The following is a 10,707-nucleotide window of genomic DNA, read 5'->3' as shown; positions in this document are numbered from 1 at the left end:
CTCCCCTGTGGGATAGGCGCGGTAGCGGTATCGCTTGAGCACACCAGCACGATAGCATTTGGTGTCATGACTGATGTTGACCTTGTCCGACGTGGTAGACATGCTCTCTGGGATTGTCATGTGCATTTGGTGTTTGTCACGAAATTCCGCCGGGGTGCGTTCACCGGACCGATCTTGGTGGACTGCGAGCAGATCATGCGGAGAGTCTGCGCGGACTTCGGATGCGAGCTGCGGGAGTTCAACGGCGAGGACGATCATGTGCACCTGCTCGTCGGCTTCCCCGCCACCGTACAGCTGTCGAAGTTGGTGAATTCGCTCAAAGGCGTGTCATCGCGGCACGTGCGGCGCGATCACGCGGAGCACCTTTCCCGGTACCTGTGGGGCGGGCATTTATGGTCCCGCTCGTATTACTGCGGGACTGCGGGCGGCGCGCCGTTGTCGGTGATTGCCGAGTACGTGAGGTCTCAACGTGGCCCTGAGTGACGGTGATTCACCTCCACCGTGAACGATGGAGCACTCTCACCGAGATCGGTAGAACCGACCCAGCGTCTCGGCCTTGTGCTCGGCGAATCGGTCGTCGTCGATGCTCTGGCGAATGTCGTCGACGAGGCGCACCGTGTACCGCTCGTTGTGGATCGTGCACAACGTCGACGCGAGCATCTCCTTCGCCTTGAACAGGTGATGGAGATATGCCCGCGTGTAGTTCGCGCACGTGTAGCAGTCGCAGTGCTCATCGATCGGTGTGAAGTCGCGGCGGAAACGGCTCGTGTTGATGTTGAACCGTCCGTCGGGGGTGTAGATCGCGGCGTTGCGCGCGACCCGTGACGGGTTGACGCAGTCGAATGTGTCGGCACCGTGTTCGACGGCCACGAACATGTCGTCGGGCTCGCTGATTCCGAGCATGTGCCGCGGCTTGTGCTCCGGAAGTTCTTCGCTGCACCAGCGCACGATCGTGCCCAGATTCTGCTTCTCGAGCGCACCACCGATGCCGTAGCCGTCGAACCCCCGGCCCGTTTCGCCGCGGATCGATTCGAGACCGCGGCACGCCTGCCGTCGCAGATCCTCGTACTGCGCACCCTGCACGACACCGAACAGTGCCTGGTACGGGCGGTGGGTGCGCTGAGCGGTGAGCTTCTCGTGCTCGGCGATGCATCGCACTGCCCACGCCTGGGTGCGGCGCAGCGACTCCTCCTGATATCCACGGGTGTTCATCAGGGTGGTCAGCTCGTCGAACGCGAACATGATGTCGGCGCCGAGCTGATGCTGGATGCGCATCGACACCTCGGGTGTGAAGCGGTGCTTCGAGCCGTCGAGGTGCGATTTGAAGGTCACGCCGTCGTCGTCGACCTTCGCGAGCCGTTCCTTGCCCTTGGCGATGACGTCGTCGTTCTGGACGCCCACCGACTCCATGGCGAGGACCTTCTTGAATCCCACACCGAGCGACATGACCTGGAATCCGCCGCTGTCGGTGAAGGTCGGTCCCGGCCAGTTCATGAACTTGCCGAGTCCACCGGCCTCGTCGACGATGTCCGAGCCCGGCTGCAGATACAGGTGGTAGGCGTTCGCGAGTACCGCCTGTGCACCCAGATCGGCCACCGCCTCGGGCAGCACCGCCTTGACCGTCGCCTTCGTACCGACCGCCACGAACGCCGGCGTGCGAATGTCGCCGTGCGGGGTGTGGATGGTGCCTGTGCGCCCCAATCCGTTGTCGAGACGGGTCCCGATGGTGAAGAACGGGTCGTTCGGGGTGGGCACGGTGGTGTCGGTAGCGCTGGGGTCGGTCACGTCGTCATCCAATCATGATGGTCGTATGCCACGGCTGTCGTATGCCCACGGTCAAGGCCGCCGGACCGCGATCGCAAAGATGGCCACACCGGCCAGCGCCAACACCACACCGACGGCTGCCGGAGCGGTGTATCCGAAGCCTGCCGCGATGACGACACCGCCGATCCACGCCCCGAACGCATTCGCGAGGTTGAACGCCGCGTGGTGGAGCGACGCCGCGAGAGTCTGTGCGTCGTCGGCAACATCCATCAACCGGACCTGCAGGCCCGGCCCCACAGCGGCGCAGCCCGCGCCCAGCAAGAACACCAGCACCAATGCCGTGTACGGGTTGTGCACTGCGGCGATGAACACCGCCAACAGCACGGCGAGCGACGTCACGGTCATGAAGATTCCCGGCACCAAGGCACGATCGGCGAGCCTGCCGCCGACGAAGTTTCCGACGACCATGCCGATCCCGAACAGCATCAACGCGACCGGAACCAGCGACTTCGACAATCCGGCGAGGTCGGTCAGGGTGGTGCTGATGTACGTGTAGACCGCGAACACACCGCCGAATCCGATGACCGCCACCGCGAGCGTCAGCCACACCTGCTTGCGCCTCAGAGCGCCGAGTTCGATCCGCACGCTGGTGATGGGGATCGACAGGGACGGCACCCACGCGACGATCGCGGCGACGGTCACCACACCGATCGCTGCGACCAGGACGAATGCAGAACGCCAGCCCAGCGCCATTCCCAGCCACGATGCCGCGGGCACCCCGACGACGTTGGCCACCGACAACCCCATCATCACCAGCGACACCGCCCGAGCACGCTGACCCGGCCCCGCGAGATGCGCAGCCACGAGCGCCGCGACACCGAAGTACGCGCCGTGTGGCAGCCCGGCGAGGAACCGCGACGCGATGAGAAGCTCGTAGTTCGGTGCCAGCACGGTCGCCGCGTTGCCGAGGGTGAATGCCACCATGAGTGCGATCAGCAACGTTTTGCGCGGTAGCTTCGCGCCGATCACTGCGATCAGCGGCGCTCCGACGACGACACCGGCCGCATACGCCGACACCACGTGCCCGGCGGTGGGTTCGGAGATGCCGAGCCCGGAGGCGATGTCGGGCAGCAGCCCCATCGCCACGAATTCGGTCGTTCCGATGCCGAACCCGCCGAGCGCGAGCGCCCACATCACCAGCGCACGCCCCGGATACGCGGTGGTCGCGCTGTCGGCCTCGACGGAGGTTGTGGGCGCAGGATCGAGTGGACGGTCGGAAGCCGTGGTGGTCATGCGGGTGGAACCTTCGATTGAGCGAGTGACAGAAACCGCCCGTCCGCGGACCGGGCAAGCTTCCATTGTCCTGCGCCTGGGCCCCGACGACGATTCGAGACGGCGTGAGTTACGCCATGCGGTGCACCATCGATCCGGGCACTACCAATCCGCGCCGGCTCGCTCCGAGGTGAGCAGCCGGAGCGTGCCGTCGTCGATCCGATACCGGCTCATCGTCGACAGCGACGGCGCGTACACGTGGACACTGACGGCGGCGGTGTCCGACTCGTTCGTCACCTCGTGGATGTGGTGGGCACCGAAACCACCCACCTCACCGGATCGAATTTCGTTCCGCGACAACGACACCTGAGATCCGGACAGGATCGCGCCGGCCGGCGCGTGCACCGTGGTCTCGGTGAGCACCCCCTGTGCCACCGCGAAGGCACCCGCGCTGCCGCCATGATCGTGGATCTCGGTCCGCTGACCGGGGAGCCAGGTGAGCAACCACACCTCGCGATCGTCGGCGACGGTCAGCCGGGTGTACCAGCGCTCCTGCTCGTCGAATCGAACGACCGGTAGCCATCGGTCGGGATCACGTGCGATCTGCAGCGCAAGGGAGGTGAGATCGAGGTCGGCACGGATGGGCAGGTCTGGCTGAGTGAGCATTGCGAACTTCCCGAAATCGGGGCACAGATGTGCCCGGGCGGAGCAGAGGTAGAGGGCGATTTCAGTGACAACAGTGCAGACGCGCGTCGTCGGCACGGGCCGAGGCCGTGCGGAGACCGCGATCCTGCGCAGTGGTCGGAATGTTCACGACGACCATGTCACCCGCTTCGGAACCGCAGGTCAAGAGTTCGGATCAACGCAATTCGAAAAGAATCGTGCCGGGTTGCCTGTGCACAATCGCACCCCGGCGGAACCACCGAGTGCGAGAGGTGCAGCGTAGGGGCGATCGGACCCGAGCAAGACCCGATCCTCGCCCAGGTGGGCCATCACCGTTGCAACAACCTCACGCCCGTACGACGACGTCTCCACGTACACACCCGGCGCGGGCACTCCGGCGGGCCCGCCGCGGGCGGCCATCCGATCGGCGTGCAGCGGGGCCAGGCCCGCGAGCATGGCGAACAGCACCCGCAGCCTCGGGAATCGGCGCGCGCCGAACTCGTGCCAGCCGAACCACGCGGTGTGCATCTGGCCGACGTACGTCACCATCGCCGGCCACCACGAGGGCGCACCGGGCGCCGCCGCCGGACCCGGGTGAACGAACAGCGGCGCGCCCGCACGCTCGAGTTCCGCGAGTAACGGCGCGCACCGATCGAGTCCCGCCGGATCGGCCAGCGCGGTGGCCGGTAGCTGCAGGCCGACGCACCCGGCCGCGAGCACGTCGCGCAGCATCCGAGGGTCGGGCTCGGCTGTATTCGCGGCCGCCCACACCCCGAACGGGGCCGGTAGCGCCAGCGCACCTTCGTGGTAGGCGTCGAGCAGCGGGCCGGACTCGTCCACGGGAAGTGTCTCGATTCCGAGCGCGCTCGACATCGACACCAGGGCCAGGTCGATTCCGTCCTGGACCGCAAGGGCCGCCCTCGCGCGGACCGAATGATCGGCCGGATCGACCTGATACGGCGGCTCGCCGGAAAGATGCAGTGTCCAGCCGTCGAGCCGGGGCGGGTCGCTGCGGTCGCGGAGGGCGTCGACGAACGACGAGGGCCACAGGTGCTGATGCACGTCGACGCGGGAGCGGCGCTTCATGGTGTCCAGCGTTGTCTCCCCTGTTGTGTCGAGTCAACCGTTCAGGTCAGGACGGGCGTCTCGACTCGCGCCGACCTCCGAGCATCGAGTCGCCGGGCCACGAACTTGCCCACCTCATCGACCCACAGCACAGTCGACCCGACCGCGACGGCGAGCGCCCACTGCTGTGACGTGAGCGAGGTGGTGTCGAAAAATCCCTGAAGCACACTCATCTGCACCACGCAGATCTGCAGCACGATAACGGCGACGATTGCGATCCAGATCGTGTGATTGGTCAAGGTCCGCATCGAGAACACCGAACCGAGATTCGACCGCACGTTGAACAGATTGAACACCTGATAGAACACGAAGGTCGTGAAGGCGAGTGTCGTCGCGAACAACGGATCGGATGCGCTGTCGGGGAACAGTTCCGGGCCGTAGTGCAGGACCGCGATCGTGCCGGCCGTCATCAGCACACCGAGTCCGAGGATTCGCTGCACGCGATCCCTGGTGAGCAGCGCTTCCTTCACCGGTCGCGGTGGCCGTTTCATGGCGTCCGGTTCGGTGGGGTCCACACCGAGCGCGAGCGCGGGTGGTCCGTCCATGATGATGTTCACCCACAGGATCTGCAACGCGGTGAACGGCGCCCCGCCCGCCAGGCCGAGCACACCGGCGGTGAGGAAGATCAGCACGAATCCCCATGCGGTGGTGAGCTGGAACTTCACGAACTTGACGATGTTGTCGTAGATGCCGCGTCCCTCGGACACCGCCGCGACGATGGTCGCGAAGTTGTCGTCGGTGAGGATCATGTTCGCGGCGCCCTTGGAGACATCGGTTCCGGTGATGCCCATGGCGACGCCGATGTCGGACTGCTCGAGCGCGGGCGCGTCATTGACTCCGTCGCCGGTCATCGCGACGATCTGTCCGTCGGCCTGCAATGCTTTGACGAACCGGATCTTGTGCTCGGGTGCCACGCGGGCGAGGACACCGAATCGTGCTGCCTGATCGCGTAGTTCGTCGTCGGAGAGAGTGTCGAGGTCAGCGCCCGCCGCTGCTGTGCCCTGGATCCCAAGTTCGCTCGCGATGGCCGACGCGGTGACGAGGTGATCCCCCGTGATCATGTGCACCGCTATACCGGCGCCGTGCGCCACGTCGATGGCATCCTTCGCCTCGGGTCGCGGAGGGTCGACTATGCCCACGATCGCGTAGACGGTCAGATCGGACACCGCGCTCTGCAGGGCGTCCGCGTCGCCCCGCGGTACCGCGTCGAGCGCGCGACCGGCAATCATGAGGGTGCGCAGGCCCTCCGACGCGAGGTCGTCGACCGTGTGACGGATCCGGGCGCGAGTGGCGTCGTCGAGCGGCACCGTGCCGTCGGCACCGGATGTCGACGACGCTCGTTCGAGCAGCACACCCGGCGCACCCTTCGCGAAGCACCGATAGCCGCCGTCCGGGTGGGCGTGAAAGGTGGCCATGTACTTGTAGTCCGAGTCGAACGGCACTTCCTCGATCCGGGCGAGGGCAGTACGGCTGCCCTCGACGTCGATGCCGCCCTTCTCTGCCAGCACCACGAGGGCGCCTTCGGTGGGGTCGCCGACGAGGACTCCGTCGCGCACGGTCGCGTCGTTGCACATGGCCATGCCCAGGAGGGCATCGGTGAGGTCGGGCGCGGGCATGCCGTCGCCGACGAGGATCTTGCCGTCCGTTCCATAACCCGTGCCGGTGACACGGAAGTTGCGCCCGTGCACCAGGAGCCGTTGCACCGTCATCTCGTTGAGGGTCAAGGTGCCGGTCTTGTCGGTAGCGATGTGGGTGGTGCTGCCGAGCGTTTCGACGGCCGCGAGCTGTTTGACGATGGCGCCGCGCGCCGCGAGCCGGGACGCTCCCATGGCCAGGGTGAACGCAACGACCGCGGTGAGACCTTCGGGAATGGTCGCGACCGCCAGCGACACTGCGGTGACGAGCAGTTCGGACCACGTCTGCCCGCGTAGCAGACCGAGAACGAACACCAGTGCGACCGTGACGATCGCGACGATCGTAAGAGTTTGCGCGAGTTGACCGATGCGCCGCTGCAGCGGCGTCTGCTCGACGCCGGCCGCGCCGAGGAGCGCGGCGATCGCACCCATCTCGGTGCGCATACCGGTGTCGGTGACCACCATCGACGCACGTCCGCGGGTCACCTCGGTGTTCATGAACAGCATGTCGTGGCGGTCGCCGAGGGGGGCCTGCGGGTCGTCGACAGCATCGACGGTCTTGTCGACGGGCTGTGACTCACCGGTGAGCGCGGCTTCCGCGACCTGGAGTCGTACGGCAGCGACGAGGCGGCCGTCGGCAGGCACCGAGTCGCCTGCTTCGAGCTGCACGATGTCGCCGGGAACGAGGTCGGCTCGGGCCAGTTCGACACCGCGACCGTCGCGCAGGACCCGCGTGGTCGACACGGACATCTGTTTCAGCGCCTGCAGACTGTTCTCGGCGCGGGCTTCCTGCACGTAGTTCAGAACGGTATTGAGGGCGATCACCGCGAAGATGACCACGGGTGTTTCCCACTCCCGCGACACGGTCGCGCTGACGACCGCGGCGACGACGAGGACGAGGGTCATCCTGTCGGCGAGCAGCGACAGCACCTTCCGCCACGCGGGGATGCTCTTGACCTCGTCGAGCACGTTGGGTCCGTGCTCCGCGCGGCGTCGCTCCACTTCGCCTGCGGTCAATCCTCGATCCGGGGCCACGTCGAAGGCCTCCGCGACGTCGTCTGCGGGTCGGGTGTGCCACCTCGACACAGTCTCGGCTGACATCGATACTCCGATCCACGTGCGCGGGCGGGTCGTTCTCACCGTAACTGCAGGTGGTACTCCTGCGCCGGGCGTACGTTCATGATGTGGTGTACGGGACGGTATCGAGCTCGAGGAGGCACGCCCGTGAGTGAAACCCCGAATGCAGGAAAAACTGTCACGATCCTGACCGACGAACAGTCCTGGAAACTTCTTGCGACCCGACAGGTGGGCAGACTGGTCACCGTCACGGACGGGCGCCCCGAGATCTACCCCGTCAACTACGTCGCAGACGCCGGCAAGGTGTACTTCCGTACCGGCGAGGGCAGCAAGCTCTCCGAATTGGCCGTCCATCCCGGTGTGGCGTTCGAAGTCGACCACGTCCAGGACGACACCGCGTGGAGTGTCGTGGTGCACGGAAATGCACGCATCCTCCGTAGCTTCGACGACGCGGCGCGGATCGACGCGCTCGGGCTGACGCCCTGGGTTCCGACACCGAAGTACAACTACGTCGAAGTCGCGGCCACCGAGGTCACCGGTTTCCGATACACCCTGGTCAAAAGCTGACACTGCGGTGACCTCGGCGCAGTCGCATCGGCTGCTCATGCGATTCATGTGGTTGTCGGTCGCGGCCGCGCTGGCGACGATGGCCCTCAAATCACTCGCTGCGTGGTTGACAGGATCGGTGGGCCTGTTTTCCGATGCCCTGGAGTCCGGCGTCAACCTGGTTGCTGCGATCGTGGGGCTGCTCGCGTTGCGCTTGGCCGCGAAACCTGCCGACTTCAACCATGATTTCGGCCACGGCAAGGCCGAGTATCTGTCGGCTGCCGTCGAGGGCACGATGATCTTCGCGGCCGCGACCGCGATCTTGTGGACGTCGATCGACCGACTGCTGTCGCCTCGGCCGGTCGAGGAGGCCGGTCTCGGTCTCGCGCTCTCGGCCGGGTCGTCCGTGATCAACCTCGCGGTCGGACTCGTGCTGATCCGCGAAGGCAGGAAGCACCGGTCGATCACGCTGGTCGCCGATGGCAGACACCTGCTCACCGACGTGTGGACGTCGGTCGGGGTACTGGCCGGTGTCGCGCTGGTCGCGGTGTCGGGATGGGACGTGCTCGATCCGATCGTGGCGATCGTAGTGGCACTGAACATCCTGCGCATCGGATACGGACTGGTGAAACAGTCGGTCGTGGGCATGCTCGATGCCGCGCTCCCCGCCGACGATGTCGCCGTGGTGAACGCGGTGCTCGACCGTTATCGGGCGTCGGGGCCGGTGCAGTTCCTGCCGCCGCGCACGCGCGAGTCCGGGCGCCAGCGGTTCGTGTATCTGACGGTGCGCGCTCCGGGCGATTGGTCGGTGCGTACCGGGCACGATCTGCTCGACCGGCTCGAGGCCGACCTTCGGGACGCGCTGCCGGGGGTGACGGTGTTCACCCACCTCGAGCCCCTTGGCTACCGGAAGCCCGGCACTGCTCCGCGCGCGTAGCGCGAGCGTCAGGAGGACACAACGAGCCCTGCACCGAGCCCGAACATGAGTACCGCGACACCACCGTCGAGGATCCGCCAGGACCCCGGCTTGGCGAACCAGTTGCGCAGATAACGCGCCCCGTATCCGAGCGCGACGAACCACACGGCGCTCGCAGTGATGGCGCCCGCACCGAACCACCAGCGACCCGGGTTCCCGTAATGGTTGGCGACCGATCCGAGCATGAGCACGGTGTCGAGGTAGGTGTGGGGATTGAGCCAGGTCAATGCCAGACAGGTCAGGAGCGCTGCGCCGATGGTGACGGCTCCGCCGGGCGCCGCGGACAACGCCGACGGACGCAGTGCCCGACGCGCTGCGAGAAGCCCGTATCCGATGAGGAAAGCAGCTCCCGCCCAACGGATCACATCGATGACGCCGGGCGCGTGGTCGAGGATCGTCGCAATTCCTGCGATACCCGCCGTGATGAGGAGCGCATCGGAGATCGCGCACACAGCGATCACGGGCAGCACGTGTCGTCGCGCGATGGCCATGCGCAGAACGAAGGCGTTCTGCGCGCCGATCGCGACGATGAGCGACAGACCTGTGACGAAGCCGGCGGCGAGGAGTGACATGCGCTCCACGCTAGGAATCCGAAGTACATAAGAAAAGTTGATTTCTCTAACTCTGCATTAGAGTTGCTTAATATGGATGTCGACTTCTCCCAATTGCGGACTTTCGCAGCGGTCCTCGACGAAGGCACATTCGACGGCGCCGCCGCTGTCCTGCGCATCACGCCGTCGGCGGTGAGCCAGCGCATCAAGGCACTCGAACAACATGTGGGCCGGGTCCTGCTGCGCCGCACCCGCCCGGTGTCGGCCACTCCGTCCGGTGAAGTGGTGATGCGTCTCGCGCGACAGGTCGCGCGCCTGGAGGACGACGCCTCCGACGAACTCGGTCTCACTGCCGACGAACGCACGTACGTGACGATTCCCCTGGTCGTCAACGCGGATTCGATGTCCACGTGGATGCTGCGCGCACTCGCACGCATGCCCGTCCGTCACCGGGCACTGTTCGAGCTGCATCGCGAGGACGAATACCATTCCACCGCATTGCTTCGCGACGGCACCGCGATGGCCGCAGTCACCTCGGTACCCGAACCCGTGCAGGGCTGCACCTCCGAGAAACTCGGATCCATGCGTTATCACGCGATGGCCAGCGCCGACTTCTCCGAAAGATGGTTCCCCGACGGTATGACCGCCGAAGCGATCCGTGAGGCTCCGATGCTCACCTTCGACCGCAAGGACGACATGCAGGATCGATTCCTGCGCAAGCGAACCCGTCGTCGCATGGCAGTTCCGCGGAACTATGTTCCCGGCGCACTCGAATTCGTCGATGCCGCCCGTCTCGGACTCGGCTGGGGGATGCTGCCCGACGCGATGCTCACCGACACCACCGATCTCGTGCACCTCGCCCCCGACGACCCCTTCGACGTCCCGCTGCACTGGCAGCGCTGGCGCCTCGACTCCCCCGTGCTCGACGCACTCACCGCGGCCGTGCGTCGTACAGCCCGGGAAGTATTGCGGGAGCCTTGACTTCCTCCCCCGCGTGAACACGAAGGATTCCTACGCAGCCTCACCATCCGGCAAGATCTGTTCAGCGGGTTCCTGCTTCACCGGGTCCGCGCATGCAAGCACACGTCTTACGCTCCCT

10 protein-coding genes are annotated in these 10,707 nt (G+C 66.0%); 4 read left to right on the top strand and 6 right to left on the bottom strand.

Annotation, left to right across the window (positions count from 1 at the left end; all coding sequences use genetic code 11):
• Window positions 1–66 precede the first annotated feature (66 nt).
• Window positions 67–483, top strand: a complete 417-nt coding sequence (tnpA, locus tag ACFWCF_RS26115; protein WP_378567966.1) for an IS200/IS605 family transposase — start codon at window positions 67–69, stop codon at window positions 481–483.
• A gap of 36 nt (window positions 484–519) precedes the next feature.
• Here the strand turns inward: tnpA and tgt are convergent, their stop codons facing one another.
• From tgt to ACFWCF_RS26090, 5 genes are all read right to left on the bottom strand, one after another.
• Window positions 520–1,785 (bottom strand): tRNA guanosine(34) transglycosylase Tgt, encoded by a 1,266-nt coding sequence (tgt, locus tag ACFWCF_RS26110; RefSeq protein ID WP_378493151.1) that lies wholly within the window; start codon window positions 1,783–1,785, stop codon window positions 520–522.
• 51 nt (window positions 1,786–1,836) lie between these two features.
• Complete coding sequence (locus ACFWCF_RS26105) at window positions 1,837–3,057, bottom strand: MFS transporter (protein WP_378493150.1); 1,221 nt, start codon at window positions 3,055–3,057, stop codon at window positions 1,837–1,839.
• A 141-nt stretch (window positions 3,058–3,198) separates the two neighbouring features.
• Window positions 3,199–3,702 carry a cysteine dioxygenase gene (locus ACFWCF_RS26100; RefSeq protein WP_378493149.1) on the bottom strand — a complete coding sequence of 168 codons (504 nt, stop codon included), beginning with the start codon at window positions 3,700–3,702 and terminating at the stop codon, window positions 3,199–3,201.
• Between the two features lie 180 nt (window positions 3,703–3,882).
• Entirely contained in the window at window positions 3,883–4,785 is a 903-nt protein-coding gene (locus ACFWCF_RS26095) for an amidohydrolase family protein (RefSeq protein WP_378493148.1), read from the bottom strand.
• 41 nt (window positions 4,786–4,826) lie between these two features.
• Window positions 4,827–7,559 carry a calcium-translocating P-type ATPase, PMCA-type gene (locus ACFWCF_RS26090; protein WP_378567962.1) on the bottom strand — a complete coding sequence of 911 codons (2,733 nt, stop codon included), beginning with the start codon at window positions 7,557–7,559 and terminating at the stop codon, window positions 4,827–4,829.
• A 123-nt stretch (window positions 7,560–7,682) separates the two neighbouring features.
• On the opposite strand from ACFWCF_RS26090, the gene ACFWCF_RS26085 reads away from it, so the two are divergent.
• Both ACFWCF_RS26085 and ACFWCF_RS26080 read left to right on the top strand, forming a co-directional pair.
• Window positions 7,683–8,102 (top strand): pyridoxamine 5'-phosphate oxidase family protein, encoded by a 420-nt coding sequence (locus tag ACFWCF_RS26085; protein WP_378493146.1) that lies wholly within the window; start codon window positions 7,683–7,685, stop codon window positions 8,100–8,102.
• 37 nt (window positions 8,103–8,139) lie between these two features.
• Window positions 8,140–9,018, top strand: a complete 879-nt coding sequence (locus ACFWCF_RS26080) for a cation diffusion facilitator family transporter (RefSeq protein ID WP_378493152.1) — start codon at window positions 8,140–8,142, stop codon at window positions 9,016–9,018.
• A gap of 8 nt (window positions 9,019–9,026) precedes the next feature.
• Here ACFWCF_RS26080 and ACFWCF_RS26075 read toward each other — a convergent pair whose 3' ends face one another.
• Entirely contained in the window at window positions 9,027–9,629 is a 603-nt protein-coding gene (locus tag ACFWCF_RS26075) for a LysE/ArgO family amino acid transporter (RefSeq protein WP_378493145.1), read from the bottom strand.
• Between the two features lie 72 nt (window positions 9,630–9,701).
• Between ACFWCF_RS26075 and ACFWCF_RS26070 the strand changes: the two genes are divergently transcribed.
• The gene (locus ACFWCF_RS26070; RefSeq protein WP_378493144.1) at window positions 9,702–10,589 is read left to right on the top strand and encodes a LysR family transcriptional regulator ArgP; all 888 of its coding nucleotides are present in this window, start codon (window positions 9,702–9,704) and stop codon (window positions 10,587–10,589) included.
• Window positions 10,590–10,707: the final 118 nt, after the last annotated feature.

This window comes from Rhodococcus sp. NPDC060090 (genome assembly GCF_042729855.1).
GTDB lineage: Bacteria > Actinomycetota > Actinomycetes > Mycobacteriales > Mycobacteriaceae > Rhodococcus.
Note: the sequence above shows the minus strand (reverse complement) of the source record. Positions and strands in the feature narration are given on the sequence as shown.

Coding starts and splice junctions, on each gene's coding strand:
- tnpA (WP_378567966.1), top strand. CDS start 67: ATGACTGATGTTGACCTTGTCCGACGTGGTAGACATGCTCTCTGGGAT.
- ACFWCF_RS26105 (WP_378493150.1), bottom strand. CDS start 3,057: ATGACCACCACGGCTTCCGACCGTCCACTCGATCCTGCGCCCACAACC.
- ACFWCF_RS26100 (WP_378493149.1), bottom strand. CDS start 3,702: ATGCTCACTCAGCCAGACCTGCCCATCCGTGCCGACCTCGATCTCACC.
- ACFWCF_RS26095 (WP_378493148.1), bottom strand. CDS start 4,785: ATGAAGCGCCGCTCCCGCGTCGACGTGCATCAGCACCTGTGGCCCTCG.
- ACFWCF_RS26090 (WP_378567962.1), bottom strand. CDS start 7,559: ATGTCAGCCGAGACTGTGTCGAGGTGGCACACCCGACCCGCAGACGAC.
- ACFWCF_RS26080 (WP_378493152.1), top strand. CDS start 8,140: ATGCGATTCATGTGGTTGTCGGTCGCGGCCGCGCTGGCGACGATGGCC.
- ACFWCF_RS26075 (WP_378493145.1), bottom strand. CDS start 9,629: ATGTCACTCCTCGCCGCCGGCTTCGTCACAGGTCTGTCGCTCATCGTC.
- ACFWCF_RS26070 (WP_378493144.1), top strand. CDS start 9,702: ATGGATGTCGACTTCTCCCAATTGCGGACTTTCGCAGCGGTCCTCGAC.